Below are 20,174 nucleotides of genomic sequence, written 5' to 3' on the forward strand. Positions count from 1 at the left end.
GTGAGCGGGCCGGCGGACCGCCGTGCCCGTTCAGGACTCCCGTAGGACCATTTCCCGCGGTTGAGCGCAGCCAAAAAAAGAGGCCGGGAAAATTCCCGGCCTCTTTTTTTGTCCTTCGGCTTTCCATCAATCCGGCAGCGCCGGCATCAATTTCGGATCCGGCTTTTCCGCGTGATGCGGCAAGTCCTTGCTGGCGATGAAGGTGTAGAACATGGGCACGACGAAGAGCGTGAACATGGTGCCGACCAGGATGCCGGTGAAGATGACCAGGCCCATCGAGTAGCGGGCCGCGGCACCAGCGCCGCTCGACGTGATCAGCGGCACAACGCCAAGCGCCATTGCCGCCGTCGTCATCAGGATCGGCCGCAGGCGCACCTTGGCCGAGGCGATGATGGCGTCGCGCCGCCGCATGCCATGGGCCTCGCGCTGCTGGTTGGCAAACTCGACCAGCAGGATGCCGTGCTTGGTGATCAGGCCGATCAGAGTGATCAGGCCGACCTGCGTGTATATGTTGAGCGTGCCAAGGCCCAGATTGAGCGGCACGATAGCGCCGAAAATCGACAACGGCACCGCCATCATGATGATCAGCGGGTCGCGGAAGCTCTCAAACTGCGCCGCCAGCACCAGGTAAATGACGATGACTGCCGCTCCGAAGGCGATCAGGATCGTGTTGCCCTGTTCCTTCTCCTGCCGGGATTGGCCGGAATAGTCGATGAAGAAGGTATCGGGCAGGCTCTCCTTGGCAATGTCCTCGAGGACCTTCAAACCGTCGCCGGTGGTGACGCCGGGCAGCGGCAGCGCGGAGATCGTCGACGAATTCAGCTGGTTGAACTGCTCGATTGCCGCCGGTGAGGCATTGTTCGAAATCTTTACCACGGCCGACAGCGGCACCATCTCGCCCGTCACGCTGCGCACGAAATACTCGCCGAGCCTTTCGGGGTTGTCGCGGAATTCCTGCGGCACCTGAGGGATGATGTCGTAACTGTTGGAGTCGCGGTCGAACTGCGCCACCTCGGCGCCGCCGACCAGCAAGGTGAGCGTGCGACCGATGTCGGCGATCGGCAGGTTGAGCGCCGCCGCGCGGTCGCGGTCGATGGTCACCGTCACCTGCGGCGCGTCATAGGCCATCGAATTCTGCACGACGATGAAGCGGCCGGAGGCCTGCGCCTTGTTCTTGATCTGCTCGGCCGCCTCGTACACTTCGGCGGAATCGCCGGTCGAGCGTACCACCAGGGAGATGGGCAGGCCGCCGCCGGAGCCCGGCAGCGTCGGCGGGGCGAAGACGAAGGCCTGGACGCCCGCCACCTTGGCGATACGAGCGGTAATGTCGGCCTGCAGCTCCTTCGAATTGCGCTTGCGCTCGGCCCAATCCTTGAAGGCAAAACCGACGAAGGCGCTGTTCGTCGTACCGCCGAAGGCGACGGCCGAGAACTGCGCCCGTGTTTCCGGAATATCCCTCACCAGGCCGAGAATCTGGTTGACGTAGGTCTCGGTGTAATCGGATGTCGCATAACGCGGCGCGGTCACCAGGGAGAGCAGGAAGCCCTGATCCTCTTCCGGCGCCAGCTCGCTCGAGGTCTTGGTGAACATGAAGCCGGTCACACCGACAAGCGCCAGCACGATGAGCAGCGTCAGCGGGCGGTAGTTCAACGAACCAGTGACGGCTCGCTCATAGACGTGCTCCACCCGCGCGAACGTGCCGTCGACAATGCGCTGGAAACGGCCTGCGTTGCCGGGCTTCAGAAGGCGTGCCGACATCATCGGGGTGATTGTGATGGCGATGATGCCCGACAGCACCACCGAGCCGGCGAGCGTCACCGCGAACTCACGGAACAGCGCGCCGGTCAGGCCGCCCGTGAAGGCCAGCGGTGCGAACACGGCCGCGAGCGTCATGGTCATGGCGACGATGGCACTGGCGATTTCGCGCATGCCGTTGAAGGCGGCCTGCATCGGCGACATGTGGTCCTCTTCCATGTGGCGGTGGATGTTCTCCACCACCACGATGGCGTCGTCGACGACAAGGCCGATCGCCAGCACCATGGCCAGCAGCGACAGAAGATTGATCGAGTAGCCGACCGCGAACAAAAGGAAACAGACGCCGATCAGCGACAGCGGGATGGTGATGATCGGCATCATCACCGAACGGAAGGAGCCAAGGAACAAGAGGATGACGACGACGACGATGGCGACCGCCTCGGCGATGGTCTTGAACACTTCATCGATCGAGGCGCTGATCTGTCCGGTCGCGTCGTAGACGACTTCGATCGTCATGCCTTTCGGCAACGTCTCCTGGATCTGCGGTACGAGCTTGGTCAACGCGGCCGCGGTGGTCAGCGGATTGGCCGCCGGGGTCGGGAAGATGGCGAGGAAGGTGCCGGGCTTGCCGTTGAAGCTTACCCTTGTATCGGTGTTCGCGGCAGCGAGTTCGACGCGCGCCACGTCGCGCAGCCGCACCACATTGCCGTCGGTCGAGCGCAACGGCAGCGCGGCGAAGGCCTCCGGCGTCTGCAGCGTCGAGCGCACGGTGATCGACGAAACGACGTACTCGTTCTGGGTGTTGCCGGGCGCCGACAGGAAGTTCGAGTTGTTGATCGCCGCCAGCACTTCCGCCGCAGTCACGCCACGCGCCGCGAGCCTGACCGGATCGATCCAGACGCGCATCGAGTATTCCTGGGCGCCGAAGATCTGCACGTCGGCGACGCCTTCGACCGTCGACATGCGGGGCCTGATGACGCGCTCGATATATTCCGTCAGCTGCTCCTTCGTCATGTTCGGATTCTGCATCGAGATGTACATCATCGCGAACTGCTGGCCGGTGCCCTTGACGATGACCGGATCCTTGGAGGCGTCCGGCAAAGTGCCGCGCACGCCCTGGACCTTGGACAGCACTTCGGTGAGCGCGACGTCCGGGTTGGAGCCGAGCTTCATCTGCACCGTCACGGTGCTGGAGGACGGACGGCTGGACGAGGTGACGTAGTCGATGTTCTCGGTCGAGGCGACGGCGCGCGCGATCGGGGCTGAAATGAAGCCCTGGATCAGGTCGGCGCTGGCGCCCGGATAGGCCGTCGTGATCGTGATCGCGGTTTCGTCAACCTTCGGATACTGCCGGATCGACAGGTTGAAGATGCCCTGGAAACCGAGCAGCAGGATCATGCAGGCTAGAACCGTCGACAGGACGGGCCGGCGAATGAAGAGATCGGAAAAGCTCATTGGTCGTCGGCCTGCTTGTTCGCCGATTTGGTCGGGTCAATCGTGTTGTCGACGTTGACGGACATGCCGTTGAAGAGGCGGTTCTGACCCGCGGTGACGACCTCGTCGCCAGCCTTCAGCCCTTCGACGATCTCGACCATGCCTTGATTGCGGCGGCCGGGCTTGACGAAGACCTGCGACAGGACAAGCGCGGGCTTATCGCCTTCCGCCGCCGGTTTGGCGGGATCTGCGGCTGCCGGTTTGGTGGCATCGGAAGCGGCCTTGTCCGCTGGCTTGGCGGCATCGGCGGCAGGCTTCATGGCATCGGCCGCCGGTTTCATCGCGTTGGCCGGCTTGGCGTCCGCAGGCTTGTCGGTGGCGGCCGCCACGGGCTTTTCCTCCGGCTTGGCGGTCTGGGCCGGGGCCGCGCCGGCGGGCTTCGCCTGCTGCACCACGAAGACGTAGTCGCCATAAAGGCTGGTGGTCAGCGCCGTTTGCGGCAGCGCCAGCACGTTCTGCTCCTCGGGCAATTCGACACGCACCTGCACGAACTGGCCGGGCGTAAGCTTGCCTTCCGGATTGGCGACCTCCGCCCTGATGTTCACCAGCCGGCTGGACGAGTCGATCTTGGGGTCGATGCCGCGAATGGCGCCTGCGAACGGCATGTCCGCGCCACTCAGGCCCAGCCGAACCGTCTGACCGATCTTGAGCAGCGGCAATTGCTGTTCAGGAACCGAGAAGTCGACCCGCATCGTGTCGAGATCCTGCAGCGTCACCACCGAGGTGCCGGGTGCGATGTACTGGCCCAGGTCGATCCTCGGAATGCCGACCGTGCCGCCGAAGGGCGCCGTCAGTTGCTTCTGATCGAGCACGGCCTGCAACCTGGTGACCTGGGATGCCGAAGCGGACGCCGCCGCTCGCGCGCTGTCCAGCGTCGAGTCGGAGCCGACGCCACGCCTGGTCAGTTCGATGGCACGGGTCAGCGATACCTGATCGAGCGCGGCCTGCGCCTTCTGTGCGTCGAGATCGGCGCGTTCGACGGCGTCGTCGAGTTGCAGCAGCACCGCGTTGGCCGCCACCTTCTCGTTGGCATGGAAGGGAATCTCCTTGACGATGCCGGCGGTCTCGACGGTCAGGTCGACACCGCGCACGGCGCGCACCGTACCGATCGCCTCGACGCCCGGCGTCCAGTTCGACGGTTTGGCGATGGTCGTGGAAACAGTCGCCGCCGGTGGCTTCATCGTGGCGAAATACTGCTTGATGCCGTTGTCGCGCAGGAAGTTGAAGCCGACGATACCGCCGACCACAATGACGAGCACGGCCAGGACGAGAATGATGAGAAAGATACGTAGTATGCGCTTGAACAAGGAAGTCCCCTCAGTCGAAATCCGGCGCGAAGCTCGGACATCGGGACACATATCGACTGCGGGTCCCGATTTCAAATAGTGGCGGCCTTACTGTACCGTCTGGACGGTCTTGTCAATTGGGCCTAAGCTTGCGATGGGAGGCGCCATGAGAGACCGACGACCGAACTCGCGCGAGAAGATTCTCGCAGCGGCGGCTGATGTTGCCCGGGAATCCGGGCCCGGCAGCCTATCGCTGGATGCCGTCGCCAGCCGTGCCGGCGTATCGAAAGGCGGGCTGCTCTACAATTTCCCGACCAAGGCCAAATTGATGCAGGGGCTGGTCGAGGGTTATCTGCGCGATTTCGAGCAAGCGCTGGAAGCCGCCAGCACCGGCGACGATGGCGAAAACCCGCTCGCCGCCTATATCAGGCTGTCGGCCAGTGACTGCGAGGAAAAGCAGCCCTCGGCCTCCTGGATCTTTTCGGCGATCGCCGAGGATCCCGATTTCATGACGCCGATAAAGACATTCAAGCGGCAGCTTTTCGAGCGGCTGAAGGGCGAGACATCAGACCTCAAATCGCTGCTGATCTGTTATCTCGCCATCGAGGGGCTGCGCAGCATGGACCTCTTCGAGTTCGACGTGCTGTCGAAGGATGAGCGCGATCTGCTGGTGGCGTCGTTGCTGGAGATCGCCAAATAGGTATGGCTGTGCGGTCGCGGCCGTGCGCGAAGGACGCCGTTGCCGCGGAGCGTTCAATCGGCGGCCCGTTCAATGTCCCGGCGCAAGACGATCGCGGTCGTCAGGTCGTCGACGCCGCCGAGAGTGGCAACGAGGTCGCGCACTGTGTTCAGCCTGTCGATCGACGGCACTTCGACCTCGACCACGAGATCCAGCTGGCCACTTACCGACGACACGCGCCGGACCTCCGGATAGCGCGCCAGCTGGTCGAGAATGCCGATTGACGGCGTGCGGACCAGCGTGACCAGCAGGAAAGCGCAGACCAGTCCTTTGTCCATCTGGCCGATATCGGCCCGGTAGCCTCTGATGACACCACTCTTTTCCAGCGAGGCCACCCGCTCGCTCGTAGCGCTGCGCGACAGGCCGATGCGCCCCGCGAGCGTCTTCAGGGGGATGCGGGCTTCCTTGGACAGAATGGCAAGAATGTCCCGGTCCTTGGCGTCCAGTTCCTTCACGACGTCACGCTCCCCTGCGGTTCCGTTAATGTGCCGGCCGATGCAGTCATTGTGCCGGCGCAACCGACGCTTTGCCGGATGCCCGATTTCCAGGCCCATGCCAAGCTTTGACAAGGCAGATCCGGAATACCGATGACCAACGTTTCACACCCAGCCCCTCAAGTCTCGCAGAACGAGGCCGTCGATATCGCGGCGCGGCACTTCGGTATTTCCGGCAGCATCGCGCCCCTCGACAGCGAGCGCGACCGAAATTTCAAGCTGACGGCTTCAGACCATTCGCTGTGGATACTGAAGATCGTCAACGCCAGCGAGCCGCTCGTCGAGAGTGAATTCCAGACGGCATTGTTGGATCACCTTGAGCGCAACAGCCCGAATCTGGCCGTGCCACGTATAAGGAAGACGCTACAGGGTGCTTCGCTCGCCCATGCAAAGGGGCCGGGCGGCGAGGATCATGCCGTGCGCCTGGTGTCGTGGCGTCCCGGCCGGCCACTGGCCGAGAGCCAGGCCACGCCGGCGCTGCTGGAAAGCCTCGGAGGTGCGCTCGGCAGGCTGGACCACGCCCTGCAAGGCTTCATTCACCCCGGCGCGCTGCGCTCATTCGATTGGGACATTCGCCGGGCAGGTGCGGCACGGCAACGCCTGCATCACATCGACGACGATCAGGACCGCGCCTTGCTGGAACGGTTCCTCGATCATTTCGATGCCGAGGTGGCACCCAACCTGCCGGCATTGCGGGCACAGGTCATCCACAACGACGCCAATGACTGGAATGTGCTCGTCGATCCCGAAAGGCCCGAGCTTGTAGCCGGGTTGATCGATTTCGGCGATGCCTTGCACAGCGTGCTGATCGCCGAGGTCGCGGTCGCTTGCGCCTATGCGATCCTTGATGCCGAGGATCCGATCGGCGCCGCTGCCCGCCTCGCCGCCGGCTTCCATGCCGAGTATCCGCTGCGCGAAGAGGAACTCGACCTGCTGTTCGACCTCATCGCCATGCGTCTCGTCACCTCGGTGACACTGTCGGCCGCGCGCAGGGACCGCACCGGCGGCAATCCCTATCTGTCGATCTCGGAAGCGCCAGCCTGGCGATTGCTGCATCGCCTGGACAGGATGAACCGGCACTTCGCGACGGCGATCCTGCGCAAAGCCTGCGGCTTCGAAGCCGCCGCCGGAGCCCGCGCCGTGACAGGCTGGATCACGGCAAACCGAGCGCGGCTCGCGCCAATCCTCGACCGCCATCCGGCGACCCTTGCAAAGGCGCTGGTGCCTTATGGAGATCCGCAAAATCCGATGACGGTGACATCGGCCGCGCAGCAGCCCGACAAGGCCACGGCGTGGTGGAATGCCTATTGCGCCGAGCACGGCGTTGCGCTCGGCATCGGCCCATGGGGCGAAGCACGCACCGTCTACACCAGCGACATCTTCCAGTCGCGTTTCGTGGAAGGCGCTCGCCGTGCCAACCATCTCGGCCTCGACCTTTTCATGGCGGCGGGGACGCGGCTTTACACGCCGCTCGCCGCCATCGTCAGAAGCGTCGAGGTCGAGGAGGATCCGCTTGGCTATGGCTGCCTGGTGGCGCTGGAGCACACATCGCCGGGCTGCCCGTCCTTCGTCACCCTGTGGGGGCATATGGCGCATGAGGCGGGACGGCGGCTGAAGGCGGGTGACCGTCTGGAAGCGGGTGCGCTTGTCGGCGAGATGGGCACGCCAGCCGAAAACGGCGGCTGGGCGCCGCATCTGCATTTCCAGATATCGACGGATACAAGCCTCGCCGCGCGCGACATCCTCGGTGTCGGCGAGGAGCGTTATCTCGACGTCTGGAAGGAACTTTTCCCCGATGCCGCCGAACTTGCCGGCATTCCGCCCGAGACCTTCCGGCAGAGCGGCCGGTCACGCCCACAGATCGTTGCCGCGCGCAAGGCGTCGCTGCTGCCCAACCTCTCCATTTCCTACTCCGAGCCGATCAAATTCGTGCGCGGCGAGGGCGCATGGCTGATCGACGATCGCGGTCGCGCCTATCTCGACTGTTTCAACAATGTCTGCCATCTCGGCCATGCCCATCCCGACGTGGTCGAGGCGATCGCCAGACAGGCCGCGAAGCTCAACACCAACACGCGCTACCTGCACGATGCCATCGTCACCTATGCGGAACGGCTGACGGCGACGCTGCCCGCCGGCCTGTCGGTGGCGTCCTTCGCCTGCTCGGGCAGCGAGGCCAACAGCCTGATGCTGCGCATGGCGCGCACCCATACCGGCCGAGGCGAGGCGATCGTGCTCGACTGGGCCTATCACGGCACGACGCAGGAGCTGATCGAGCTCAGCCCTTACAAATACAAGCGCAAGGGCGGCAAGGGGCGCCCGGCGCATGTGTTCGAGGCAACCATACCCGACAGCTATCGTGCCCCGGCCGAATGGCCGGTGGACGAACATGCGAAGCGTTTCGCCGAGAGCGTCGCTGAGCAGATCGCCGATATGGCGAGACAAGGCCGTGCACCTGGCCTGTTCCTGGCGGAATCGATACCCAGCGTCGCCGGCCAGGTGTTCTTGCCGGACGGCTATCTCGGGGAGGTCTATGCGATGGTGCGCGCCGCCGGCGGTATTTGCGCGGCCGACGAGGTGCAGGTCGGCTTCGGCCGCGTCGGCCGCCATTGGTGGGCTTTCGAGACGCAAGGCGTGACGCCCGACATCGTCACGATGGGTAAGCCGATCGGCAACGGCCATCCGATGGCGGCGCTGGTGACGACGTCAGAGATCGCCGCCTCGTTCGACAACGGCATGGAGTATTTCAACACCTTTGGCGGCAACCCGGTGTCCTGCGCTGCCGGGCTCGCGGTGCTCGACGTCATCGAGCGCGATGGCCTCAGGCGCAACGCCCTGGAGATCGGTGATTATCTCATGGCCCGCTTCAAGGCCTTGCAGGATCGCTACGACATCATCGGCGATGTGCGCGGCCAGGGCCTGTTCCTCGGCATTGAACTGGTCGAGGATCGCAAGAGCAAGGCGCCGGCCACACGCCTTGCCCGCCGCATCAATGATGGGGTGAGGGCACGTGGCGTGCTGATCGGCACCGAGGGGCCATATGACAATGTCCTGAAGATGCGCCCGCCGATGATCTTCAGCCGGGCCAATGCCGATCATCTGGCCGGTGTTCTGGACGAGGCGATGGCGGCGGTTCTGGCGGAAGGGGCTTAGGACAGATCAACGCACCGCCCAGGCGGCGCGTAACCAGACATGACAACAGCAATTTTTCACGAACGTCCGGCGCTTCAAACGCCGGCGATAGGCGGGGCTTTGCCTCATAAAGGGAGGAAACCATGAGACATGCATTGATCACAGCGCTTTTGCTGGCATCGGCTACGCTGGCCAACGCGGACACATTCGACATCGTCAAGCAGAGAGGCTCGATCATCTGCGGCGTCAGCCAGGGCGTGGCGGGTTTTTCGGCGCCCGACGACCAGGGCAAATGGAGCGGCTTCGACATCGATTTCTGCCGCGCGGTTTCTGCCGCCGTTTTCGGCGACCCCGACAAGGTGAGTTATGTGCCGCTGTCGACGAAGGAACGCTTCACGGCACTGCAGGCCGGCACCGTCGATATGCTGTCACGCCAGTCGACCTGGACCCTGTCTCGCGACACCGGCATGGGCATCCACTTCGTCGGCGCCGCCTATTATGACGGCCAGGGCTTCATGGTGCGCAAGGACCTCGGCGTCGACAGCGCGCTCAAGCTCTCTGGCGCCACTATCTGTGCGGAGCAGGGCACGACCACCGAGCAAAACGTCGCCGACTATTTCACCGCCCATCAGATGAAATACGAGGCGGTCGTCATCGATTCCGCCGACAGCATCATCAAGGCGTTCGACAGCGGCCGCTGCGATGTCTACACCACGGATGCCTCGGCGCTCTATTCGCAACGCCTGAAGCTGACCGATCCCGCCGCCTTCACCGTACTGCCCGAGATCATCTCGAAGGAACCGCTCGGCCCGGCCGTTCGCAAGGGTGACGACAAATGGTTCGATGTCGTGCGCTGGACGCTATTCTCGCTGATCGAGGCGGAGGAAGACGGCATCACACAGGCCAATGCGGACGCTTCGCTGAAGTCGCAGAACCCGACGATCCGGCGGTTCCTCGGTGTCGAGGGTGACAATGGCAAGCAGATCGGGCTCGATCCGGCATTCGCCTACAACATCGTCGCCAAGGTCGGCAATTATGGCGAGATGTTCGAACGCAATCTCGGCCAGTCCAGTCAGCTGAAGATAGCGCGCGGCATCAATGCGCTCTGGAATGCCGGCGGGCTGATGTACGCGCCGCCGGCGCGCTGACGTCCAGATTTGTTTGACGCGATTCCGGGCGGAAAACCGGTTACCGCTTGTCCCGGAATTGCCCGGTGCCGCGCAAGTCGTTCAGGCCTGCGCGGCTTCTCTCAAACCGTTGCGAGCGCCTTGCCCGTCGAGGGATCGAACAAGCGAAGCGCTGTCTCATCGAAGGTGAGGCTGCACTTCTCGCCCTTGGCGACCCTGGTCCTTGGCGGTAGACAGGCCGTCAGCCGCTGCGTGCCGATCCGGGCCGTGGTGACCAGTTCGGGGCCGGTCAGCTCGACGACTTCGATCTCCACGGGCAATGAAAAATCCGTCGGAACGGTCGCCAGGCGAAGCGCTTCGGGCCTGATACCGACGACCACCTGCACGCCTTCCCCAGCCGCGCTGGCATAGCGTGCCGGCAAGGGGATCCGCACATCGGATCCGGCAACGGCCAGCTTGCCGGCGGTGACGGTCGCCTGCAGCATGTTCATCGACGGCGCGCCGACGAAGCCGGCGACGTAAAGCGTGGCCGGCTCGTTGTAGATCTCCTCGGGTGTGCCGAGCTGCTCGATCCTGCCGTCGCGCATGACAGCGATGCGGCTCGCCAGCGTCATCGCCTCGATCTGGTCGTGAGTGACGTAGACGACGGTGGTCTGCAGCATCTGATGCAGGCGCTTCAACTCGGTGCGCATTTCCAGCCGCAGCTTGGCGTCGAGGTTGGACAATGGTTCGTCGAAGAGGAAGACCTGGGGTTTGCGCACCAGCGCCCTGCCGATGGCGACGCGCTGGCGCTGGCCCCCGGAAAGCTGGCTCGGCTTGCGGTCGAGCAGGGCCTCGATCTGCAGCAGCCTTGCCGCCTCGTTCACCGCCTTTTCGCGCTCATCGGCGGCGACCCCGCGCATCTCCAGGCCAAAGCCGATGTTGCGGCGGACAGTCAGGTTCGGATAGAGCGCGTAGGACTGGAAGACCATGGCGATGTCGCGGTTCTTGGGGTGAACGCCAAGGATCGAGCGGCCGCCGATCAACACATCGCCGCTTGTCGCTTCGGCGAGGCCAGCGATGATGTTGAGGAGCGTCGATTTTCCGCAGCCCGAGGAGCCGAGCAGCACCAGGAATTCCCCGCTCTGCAGCGCAATGTCGATGCCCTTGAGCGTTTCGACATTGCCGTAGTTCTTGCGAACGTTACGGATTTCAAGCGCGCTCATGCGTGGCGTCCTCGAGGTGCATCGGCCCGCCATAGTTGCGGGGCAAGGTGGAGATGGCGCGCGAGGCGACATGCGTCGCGGCGGAAAGGCATGCGGACAGTGGCTGCTCCTGGGCGAGGGCGGCGAGGAAAGCGGCGTTGAAGACATCGCCGGCGCCGATCGTGTCGACGACGCGGACATCGGGCGCCGTTGCTTCGACAAGCGTGCTGTCGGGACCGACGGCGACGGCGCCTCGCGGTCCGCGCTTGACGACGAAGGTTGCGCCGTGCCGCATGCTGGAGCGGATTTGACGCGCGGCGTCCGTTGGGCTCGACATTCCCGCCAGGGTCACCGTCTCGACCTCGTTGAACAGCGCCAGCGCGCAGCGCGAGAGCCATGCGCGCGTGGCAGCGCAATTGGCCTCGGTCCAGCCATCCATCGGCCAGCCGGTGTCGAGGGCGACGGCAATGCCGTGGCTGTCCGCCCAGTCGAAGAACGCAGCGTATTCGCGGGTGAGGTCGTCGGTCAGGAAAGAGCCGCACAACAGCGCGTAACCGCCGGAGAGCGCATTGCCGTCGAGGACAGACAAGACGTCGGCAAGGCTGAAACGCGGCAGGTGTCCGCGCGTGGTGAAGAAGGTCCGTTCGCCATCCGGGTGGGTCATGCCCACCGACAGCGTCGTGCCCTCGGGACGGACCGGCCAGGTGTCGGCGCGATGGCCAAAAGCCTCGCGAAGCCAGCGGCCGAACTGGTCGTCGCCGACATTGGCGGCAATGGTGAAGTCGACGCCCAGCGCTTGCCAGGCGAGCGCGCTGTTGCCGGCCTGGCCGCCGACACGCAATTCGTCATGGTCGACGACGGTTTCCGTTCCCGCCTTCGGCCACGGCGCGACCGGGCCGACGATCAGGTCGACATTGACATTGCCGATCACCGCGAGCGGACGCATCATTCGCTCCTGGTGATCTTGGTGGAGCGCACGGGCGTGCCGGCATTGTCGACACGGCTATCGGCGAAGGCGATCATCAGGCGCTGTGCCACCGGCAGCATGGCGAAGACCGCGGCGAGACCCGAAGCCGGCTTGAACGAAAACGTGACGGCACCCGCCACCGGCGATTGTCCTGATGCGTCGAAGATGATCAGCGGTGCGCCGGCTTCGACCACGGAGGTGGCCATGGCAGTCACCAGTTCCGCTGTTGGGTCGTTGCCGCGAAACAGGACGACGCCGACTTGCGGGCCAAGCATCTCCATCGGTCCATGCCGCAATTGGCCGCCTTCGAGCGAAAAGCAGGGCAGGCGCGACAGCTCGGTGAGGCCGAGCGCCAGCGCCTCGGCAACGCCTTGCAGCCGGCGTCCCGAGGTGACGATGGTGGTCACCTTGCCGAGGGCTGCCAGCGCCTGTGCAATGTCCGTGTCCTGCGGCTGATCCAGTGCGCCGAGCGCGGCAGCCGGATCCTCCCCAAGTGCGGCAAGAATGGCCAGATGCAAGGCGAAGGTCACGGTCAGGCTGCGCGTCGCGGCGAAGGCCACTTCCGTCCCGCCGGCGCCGACCAGGCAAGGCGCGGTGCGGGCGAGGAAAGAGCCGCCTTCGAGCGTCAGGCCGAAGACATCGGCAGGGCTCCCGGCCTCCGCGAACCACCTGACGACCTCGGCGCTCTCGCCGGATTGCGAGGTTACGAGCACCGTCCGGCCCGCCAGCGGCAGCGGCTGGCCGAGCTGTTCGGACAGCGGCAGGGCCAGCGCATCGATGCCGAGCGCGCGATAAAGCGGTTCAACGGCACGTCCGACGGAATGCGAACCGCCCATGCCAAGCAGGAGGAGACGACCGGTCTTCCTGATCGAGGCCGCGACTTCCAGCGCCATCGCTGTGTTGTGCTCGAATGAAGCGCGCGCATCCGCGTTCTGGCGTGCCATTTCGCGGTCGATGGCGGCCAGTCCGGCCGGCCGAATTCTGGTTGCGTTCATCATCATCCTTTCACACCACCACTGGTCAGGCCGGAGATCAGCGCGCGCTGCATGATCAGGCCGATCAGCACCGGCGGCAGCGCGGCCAGCACGCCGGCCGTCGCGATCAATCCGTAGTCGGAGACACGGCCGCCGGCCAGATCGGCGATGGCGACGGTCAAGGTCTTGGCCCGCTGGTCGGAGGTGAACAGCAGCGCATAGAAGAATTCATCCCATGCCAGCAGCAGCGCGAACAATGCCGAGGTCGCCATGACCGGCGCTGCAAGCGGCAACGTGATGATGCGCAAGGTCTGGAACAGGCCGGCGCCGTCGATCATCGCCGCCGCCTCGATTTCGCGCGGGATGGAATCGAAGCCAGACTTCATCAGCCAGGTGGTGAAAGGCGCCAGGATGGTCAGGTAGACAAGCGCCAGGCCGAAAACATTGTTGAGCAGGCCGAGATGCGACAGGCCCATATAGAGCGGCACGGCCAGCGCGACGGGCGGCAGCATGTAGGTGGCGATGACCATCGACAGCGACCAGCCGATCGTTGGCGTGCGCGAGACCGCCCAGCCGGCGGGAATGGCCAAGGCGAGTGCCGCCAGGGTTGCCATGCCTGATATCTCCAGGCTGTTGCGCAAGGACGAGGTGAAGGCCGCGCCAGCACTGTTCTCGGCTGTCGACAGCAATTGCTGGTAGCGCGAGAAATCAGCGGCCTGCGGCCACCAGCGCAACGGCTTGGCGGCGAGATCGGCGGCCGGCGAAATGCTCATGATGAACAGCCAGGCGATGGGCGCCAAGATGATGGCGGCAAGCAGCAGCGCGCAGGCGTGGATGAAGACGGTGAAGGCGGGGCTCCTGCGTTCCATCAGGCGGCACTCCCGGCGGTTTTCCTGACCAATGCCGCATAGGCGACGGCAAGCACGGTAACGAGCAAGGTGACGATCAGCGCCAGCGACGCACCGGAGCCGGCGCGCTGGAAGGAGAAGGCTTCCTGGTAGACAAGGATCGACAGTGTGCGCGTGCTGTTGGCTGGGCCGCCGCGGGTCATCACCCAGATGATGTCGAAGACCTTGAAGGCCTCGATGGTGCGCAGCACCAGCGCCACCATCAGCGGGCCGGCGAGATAGGGCAGGATGACGAAGCGGAAGCGGTTGAAAGGTCCCGCGCCATCGACGAGCGAGGCTGCGGTGATGTCGCGCGGCACCGCCTGCAGGGCGGCGAGCGCGATCAGTGCCACCAGCGGAAAGTTCTTCCAGCAGTCGGCGACGATCAGGGCCGCCAGCGCGGTGCCGGGTTCACCGAGCCAGGAGCGGTAGGCGTCGATGAGATGCAGCTGCGTCAAGGCGGCGTTCAGCGCGCCATATTCAGGATTGTAGATCAGCCGCCACAGGGTGGCGTTGACCACTGTCGGCAGCGCCCAGGGCAGGATCATCAGGGCGCGCAGGACGGCGCGGCCGTGGAACTGCTGATTGAGCAGGAGCGCGGCAAGAACGCCGATCACCATTTCGGCGGCAACGGAGATGACCGCGAACAACGTCGTGGTGGCCAGCGTGCGCGAAAAATTCGAGCTCGACAGCATGTTGGTGTAATTCTCGAAGCCGACGTAACTACCGCCCGTGCCGACCAGCTTGGCGTCGGTAAGGGAGAGGCTGACCGTATCGACCAGCGGCCAGCCGATGACCGCGACCATGACCACGAGCAGCGGCAGCATCAAGAGCCATGCACGGGTCGTCATCCAGGTGCCCGACATCAGAGCAGCCTCTCTTCATTCAACAGGATTTCAGACATAGCATGGGCGGCACTACAGCGCCGCGCGTCCTATTGGACGCGCCAAGGACGCTGTAGCGTTTTGGCTTTGGGGCATGATCCCTTCCGAAAAATCGATTCCGATTTTTGGGTCATGCCCCGGCCGCCCATGAAGGACAATGATGCTCAGAGGCCGCTGTTCTGCGCGGCGGTCTTAAGCGCATCCTCGGGCGGGGACTGGCCGAGCAGCGATTCCTGGATAGCCTGCTGCAGAGCGGTCGACAGCTCCTGATACTTAGGCGTGGTCGGGCGCGGATACATGGCGGCCAGGCCGAGCTTGGCGGCGGCGATCAGTTCTTCCTGGCCCTTGGTGACGGCCGGATCGTCATAGGACGAGGCCCAGATCGGCAGCGAGAGCTTGGCATACTGGTTCTGCGTCGCCTGCGAGGTCATGAAGGTGATGTACTTCCAAGCCTCGTCCGGATGCTTGGAGACCGCGGTGACGCCAAGGCCCATCGAGCCGTTGACGGCCGACACCTCGCTGATGCCGGTGACGCCGGGCGCCGGCACGACGCCGACCTTGCCCGCCACCTTCGAGTCCTTCGGGTCGTTGGCCATGTTGTACATGTAGGTCCAGTTCAGCGCGAAGGCCGCATCGCCGTTTTCGAAGACCTTGCGCACGTCCTCTTCCAGGAATTCCTTGGAATTCGGGTTGGTGAGGCCGGATTTGTAGCTGTCGACCATGTATTTCAGCGCCGAGAGGCCGCCGCCGTTCTGGAAGTCGGGCTTGCCGTCCTTCAGGAAGTCGCCACCATAGGCACTGACCAGCGTGGTGTAGTCGCAGATCGCGGCTTCAGCCTGCGACCAGCTCCAGGCGATCGGCGTCTTCAGCAGGCCCTTGTCCTGGATGATCTTGGCCTGTGCGCCGAGCTCTTCCCAGGTCTTCGGGGGTGTCTTGATGCCGGCCTTTTCCAGGATGTCCTTGTTGTAGAACAGGTATTTGGTGTCGAGGATCCACGGCATGCCGTAATATTTGCCGTCATACTGGACAGTGGTCCAGGCGCCGGGCAGCACACCCTTCTTCATGTCGTCGGTGATCTTCGGCGTCACATCGACCAGCACCTTGTTGGTGGCGTATTCGGCGGGCCAGATGACGTCGAACAGCACGACGTCGTAGCCGCCACCCGAGCCCTGCGCGAGCACGGTCTTGTCGTGCAGGCCTTCATAGGGGACGAATTCGAGATTGACCTTGACGTCCGGGTTGGCCTTGGTGAAGGCGTCCGTCATGGCGCGCACGTCGGCCTCGCTGTAGGCTGCCTGAGCCATGAAAAGCGCATTGAGCGTCGTTTCGGCGAAAGCGTGGGGGACAAGCAGTCCTCCGGCGAAGACCGCGCCGACCAGTGTCTTGGTGATTGTCCTAAGCATTTTCTTCTCCCATTTCCGGCGTTGACGGGCCGGCAATGCGGGCATTTCGCATCGTCTTCCCGGATCCATGTCGCGTGACCTGATGGTTACCCGGCTGACCAGTGGCGACAGGCGGAGGCCCTGGCCATCTTGTTTTGGGGCGTTCGGTTCGCATTAAGTCAACTCGCTTGACTTAATTAGTCGATCAATATTCTAATGGAGTCAAGAGGGGAAACGCCGATGGACGACATCAGCCCGATCCGCGCCAAAAGCGGCACCAACCAGGAAGGCACCAGCGCACACAACCGCCGCGTCATGATCGAGGCGCTGCGCCTCAATGGCGCCTTGTCGCGGGCTGATCTGGCGCGGGCGACGCAGCTCACCAAACAGGCGGTGTCCAACATCATCGAGGATCTCGAAAGCGACGGCCTGGTCGTCGCGCTCGATGCGGTGCGCAAGGGCAGGGGGCAACCCTCGACTCCTTACAGGCTGGTGCCCGAAGGCGCCTTCGCCATCGGCCTGCAGATCGACCGCCACCTGACGCGGGCGGTCGCGGTCGACCTGATGGGCAGCGTGCTGGCGCGCGCCGAGGCAAACCTGCCCTTCGATGAGCCGTCGAAGGGCGTGGAGGTCATTCTCGGCCTGATCGACGGCGTGCGCCGCGACCTTGCCGGCATCTCCTCGCAATCGGAGAAACGGCTTGTCGGTCTCGGCATTGCCATGCCTGGCCCTTTCGGTCTGAAGAACTCAGACGACAAATGGATGATGCCGGCCTGGCAGAAGTTTCCGCTGCTGGAGACGCTGGCTGCCAGGACGGGACTGAATGTCGGCCTGCAGAACGATTCCGCCGCCTGCGCCACGGCAGAGCGCATCGTCGGCGCGGCGCATGGCGTCGATCACGCGGTCTGCCTCTATGTCGGCTATGGCATCGGCACCGGACTGATCCTCAATGGCGAACTCTACAGCGGCGGCCATGGCAATGCCGGTGAAATCGGCATGGCGCTGCTGGCGCCGGCCGGCCCGGGCTCGACGCCGCTCGAACACCGCGCCTCGCTGGCCTCGCTCTATCAGCACCTCGACCTCAATCCGGCCGACAGCGATATCTACGAACAGATGAACGCCCTGGTGCTGGCCGAGGATGCGAAGATGATGGCCTGGATCGATGGCGCGGCGCACGATCTGCGCTGGAGCGTGCATCTCATCGAAACGATCTTCGATCCGCAGACCGTCATCCTGACCAGCGGCGCGCCGGAAGCGCTGGCGCGCCGCCTCGTCGAGGCGATGCATCCGCTGTTGCCGTCGATCGCCGACCGGCCAAGCAGGACCTTGCCGCGCCTGCAACTCGGCACCACGGACCCCTGGTCGATCGCGCTCGGCGCGGCCGCGGCGCCCATCAGCCGCGCCTTCGATCCCTTGTTCTCGGCAATACTGAAGACAAGCCCCGGACTTGCGTGAAGGAGCGGACACCGGGGGCAAACGCCTTTCTGGCGTCACACAGGGTTCATCGTCCGGACATAGCGTTCACCCCGGTTCTTTGCTGCGATGCAATAGGAGTGGGACATGGTGGACATCGTTTCTAGCGAGGCGGGCATTCCGAGACCGGATCATCCGCTGGATAGTTCGGGCAGCGCGAAGTGGTTCCTGCCGGCTTTCGGCGTGTTGGTGCTGGTCGGCATAATCTATGTCGGCTACGCGCTGAGCCAGGACCTGGCCGAAGCCAAGACCGTGCCGTGGATCCTGCTGGGCATCGCCTTGCTGATCGCGTTGGGCTTCGAGTTCGTCAATGGCTTCCACGACACCGCCAATGCGGTGGCGACGGTCATCTATACACGCTCCCTACCGGCCGAGTTCGCCGTCATGTGGTCGGGCGTCTTCAATTTCCTCGGCGTTCTCACCTCCAGCGGCGCGGTCGCCTTCGGCATCCTGTCGCTGCTGCCGGTCGAGCTCATCCTGCAGGTCGGCTCCTCTTCCGGTTTTGCAATGGTGTTCGCGCTGCTGGTCGCGGCGATCATGTGGAATCTCGGCACCTGGTTCCTCGGCCTGCCTGCCTCGAGTTCGCACACGATGGTCGGCTCGATCATCGGCGTCGGCCTTGCCAACCAGTTCATGGCACCGGCGGGCAGCGCCACAAGCGGCGTCGACTGGTCGCAGGCGACCAATGTTGGCGTGACCTTGCTGGTGTCGCCGATCATCGGCTTCTTCGCCGCCGCGATCCTGCTCTATGCGATGAAGCTGCTGGTGCGCAATCCGGCACTCTACGAGGCGCCGAAAGGCAACACGCCGCCGCCATGGTGGATCCGCGGCCTGCTGATCTTCACCTGCACCGGCGTCAGCTTCGCGCATGGCTCCAATGATGGGCAAAAGGGCATGGGCCTGATCATGCTGATCCTGATCGGCGTCGTGCCGACAGCCTTTGCGCTTAACCGCACGCCCGATATCAACTATCTCGAGGCCTACAAGTCGGCTTCGGCCGGCGTCGAGCAGGCGCTGGGCAAATATGTGAAGCCCGGCATCACGGTCGCCGACGCCAAGGCCGCCGTGCAGGATGCCGTGCGCACCCGGACCTGGAGCGACCAGACCACGGTCGCGCTGCAGACATATATCCACAACACGACTGCTTCGCTGCAGCCCTATGCCTCGGTCGACAATGTGCCGACCGATCTGGTCAGCAACGCCCGCAACGACATCTACCTGATCGGCGAGGCGCTCAAGCTGATCGACAAGAAGCAATTGCTGCCGATGCAGACCGCCGATCTCAAGGCGGTCACCGACTACCACAAGGCCGTCGACAACGCGACGAAGTTCATCCCGCTCTGGGTGAAGGTCGCGGTGGCGCTGGCGCTGGGCCTCGGCACCATGGTCGGCTGGAAGCGCATTGTCGTCACGGTCGGCGAGAAGATCGGCAAGAGCCATCTGACCTATGGCCAAGGTGCGGCGGCCGAACTCGTGGCCATGGTGACCATCGGCATGGCCGATCGGCTCGGCTTGCCGGTGTCGACAACCCATGTCCTGTCGTCGGGTGTCGCCGGAACGATGGCCGCCAACGGTTCGGGCCTGCAATGGTCGACGGTGCGCAACCTGCTGCTGGCCTGGGTGCTGACCCTGCCTTGCTCGATCGCGCTGGCCTTCGTGCTGTTCATCATCTTCCGCCAGGTGTTCTGAGCGGAGCGCAAGAGACTTCAAAAAGAGGCAGTCCGGCGATCGGCGCTGCCTTTTTCCTTGAGCGGATTTCGAAGAGGCATTCGCGTTTGTATTGACGTGGAATATGCCTGCGAGACTGGCACGAAAACGCCCAACGCTTCGTCATCACGGGCGGAGCAAGGAGCGCAGCGACGTGGCTCAGACCCCTGGAGCTGCTCTTGCAGCCCAAGGGATCCATGCCGGGACTCCTGAGCGCCGCAACGGTGCAGAATTCTGCTCCGCTGCACTCCACGGCATAGGTCACGGAATGGATCCCAGGGTCTCCGCAACGGAGCCTCGCTCCTGCTTCACCCAGGGATTGTTTGAGCAGGATCGCGTAGTCTGGCGGCCGGGACTGCGGCCCATCACAGCCAGCAGTCCCGGCGGCAGGCGACCGTCCCTGGGATCGGGTAGCACCCGACGTCATCATGGTCCCTGCCGTCTTTGTCCGCCATCGCTTGGAGAGTTGATTGGCCGCTGGCTCGCGCCACGCCCGCAAACAATCCGAAGCCCGACAAGGATACCACCAGCATGGCCTTCTTGCACCAACAACCGCAAATATGCCTCGGCTTCGACATCGCCAAGGACACCGTCACCGTCGCCGACGGGACGACAACCAGCACCATCCTCAATCAGCGCAGAGCTGTCCGTGCTTTCCTGAAGAGCTACAAACACATCGACCTTGTCGTGTG

General features: G+C 64.1%; 14 protein-coding genes. 5 read left to right on the forward strand and 9 right to left on the reverse strand.

Features of this window, described 5'->3' with window-relative positions; genetic code table 11:
- Positions 1 to 126: 126 nt before the first annotated feature.
- Together AC07SZ_RS19835 and AC07SZ_RS19840 are read right to left on the reverse strand one after the other, a co-directional pair.
- Complete coding sequence (locus tag AC07SZ_RS19835; protein ID WP_172372003.1) at positions 127 to 3,210, reverse strand: efflux RND transporter permease subunit; 3,084 nt, start codon at positions 3,208 to 3,210, stop codon at positions 127 to 129.
- Positions 3,207 to 4,556 (reverse strand): efflux RND transporter periplasmic adaptor subunit, encoded by a 1,350-nt coding sequence (locus tag AC07SZ_RS19840; RefSeq protein WP_056575889.1) that lies wholly within the window; start codon positions 4,554 to 4,556, stop codon positions 3,207 to 3,209. The genes AC07SZ_RS19835 and AC07SZ_RS19840 overlap by 4 nt, the downstream gene beginning before the upstream one ends.
- A 145-nt stretch (positions 4,557 to 4,701) precedes the next feature.
- Between AC07SZ_RS19840 and AC07SZ_RS19845 the strand changes: the two genes are divergently transcribed.
- Positions 4,702 to 5,235: a TetR/AcrR family transcriptional regulator gene (locus tag AC07SZ_RS19845; protein ID WP_494915523.1), complete on the forward strand. Its 534-nt coding sequence runs from the start codon at positions 4,702 to 4,704 to the stop codon at positions 5,233 to 5,235.
- Between the two features lie 53 nt (positions 5,236 to 5,288).
- Here the strand turns inward: AC07SZ_RS19845 and AC07SZ_RS19850 are convergent, their stop codons facing one another.
- Entirely contained in the window at positions 5,289 to 5,729 is a 441-nt protein-coding gene (locus AC07SZ_RS19850; RefSeq protein WP_494915525.1) for an Lrp/AsnC family transcriptional regulator, read from the reverse strand.
- A gap of 132 nt (positions 5,730 to 5,861) precedes the next feature.
- Between AC07SZ_RS19850 and AC07SZ_RS19855 the strand changes: the two genes are divergently transcribed.
- Positions 5,862 to 8,918 carry an aminotransferase class III-fold pyridoxal phosphate-dependent enzyme gene (locus AC07SZ_RS19855; RefSeq protein WP_494915527.1) on the forward strand — a complete coding sequence of 1,019 codons (3,057 nt, stop codon included), beginning with the start codon at positions 5,862 to 5,864 and terminating at the stop codon, positions 8,916 to 8,918.
- A 122-nt stretch (positions 8,919 to 9,040) separates the two neighbouring features.
- Positions 9,041 to 10,045 carry an amino acid ABC transporter substrate-binding protein gene (locus AC07SZ_RS19860; RefSeq protein ID WP_494915529.1) on the forward strand — a complete coding sequence of 335 codons (1,005 nt, stop codon included), beginning with the start codon at positions 9,041 to 9,043 and terminating at the stop codon, positions 10,043 to 10,045.
- Positions 10,046 to 10,146: 101 nt separating this feature from the next.
- On the opposite strand, the gene AC07SZ_RS19865 is transcribed toward AC07SZ_RS19860, so the two are convergent.
- From AC07SZ_RS19865 to AC07SZ_RS19890, 6 genes are all read right to left on the reverse strand, one after another.
- Positions 10,147 to 11,229: an ABC transporter ATP-binding protein gene (locus tag AC07SZ_RS19865; RefSeq protein ID WP_172372006.1), complete on the reverse strand. Its 1,083-nt coding sequence runs from the start codon at positions 11,227 to 11,229 to the stop codon at positions 10,147 to 10,149.
- Positions 11,216 to 12,154: a PfkB family carbohydrate kinase gene (locus AC07SZ_RS19870; protein WP_494915531.1), complete on the reverse strand. Its 939-nt coding sequence runs from the start codon at positions 12,152 to 12,154 to the stop codon at positions 11,216 to 11,218. Before AC07SZ_RS19870 ends, AC07SZ_RS19865 begins: the two co-directional genes overlap by 14 nt.
- Positions 12,154 to 13,176 (reverse strand): SIS domain-containing protein, encoded by a 1,023-nt coding sequence (locus AC07SZ_RS19875; RefSeq protein WP_494915533.1) that lies wholly within the window; start codon positions 13,174 to 13,176, stop codon positions 12,154 to 12,156. Before AC07SZ_RS19875 ends, AC07SZ_RS19870 begins: the two co-directional genes overlap by 1 nt.
- Positions 13,173 to 14,018 (reverse strand): carbohydrate ABC transporter permease, encoded by an 846-nt coding sequence (locus tag AC07SZ_RS19880; protein ID WP_056575901.1) that lies wholly within the window; start codon positions 14,016 to 14,018, stop codon positions 13,173 to 13,175. The genes AC07SZ_RS19875 and AC07SZ_RS19880 overlap by 4 nt, the downstream gene beginning before the upstream one ends.
- Positions 14,018 to 14,902 (reverse strand): carbohydrate ABC transporter permease, encoded by an 885-nt coding sequence (locus tag AC07SZ_RS19885; RefSeq protein ID WP_056575903.1) that lies wholly within the window; start codon positions 14,900 to 14,902, stop codon positions 14,018 to 14,020. The genes AC07SZ_RS19880 and AC07SZ_RS19885 overlap by 1 nt, the downstream gene beginning before the upstream one ends.
- 182 nt (positions 14,903 to 15,084) lie before the next feature.
- The gene (locus AC07SZ_RS19890) at positions 15,085 to 16,323 is read right to left on the reverse strand and encodes an extracellular solute-binding protein (protein ID WP_056575905.1); all 1,239 of its coding nucleotides are present in this window, start codon (positions 16,321 to 16,323) and stop codon (positions 15,085 to 15,087) included.
- 219 nt (positions 16,324 to 16,542) lie between these two features.
- Here AC07SZ_RS19890 and AC07SZ_RS19895 point away from each other — a divergent pair, with 219 nt between their 5' ends.
- On the forward strand, positions 16,543 to 17,757 hold the full coding sequence (locus tag AC07SZ_RS19895; RefSeq protein WP_494915535.1) for an ROK family protein: 1,215 nt from the start codon (positions 16,543 to 16,545) through the stop codon (positions 17,755 to 17,757).
- A gap of 105 nt (positions 17,758 to 17,862) precedes the next feature.
- Positions 17,863 to 19,464, forward strand: a complete 1,602-nt coding sequence (locus AC07SZ_RS19900; protein ID WP_494915537.1) for an inorganic phosphate transporter — start codon at positions 17,863 to 17,865, stop codon at positions 19,462 to 19,464.
- Positions 19,465 to 20,174 lie beyond the last annotated feature (710 nt).

Source organism: Mesorhizobium sp. GW821-FHT07A06 (genome assembly GCF_059419085.1).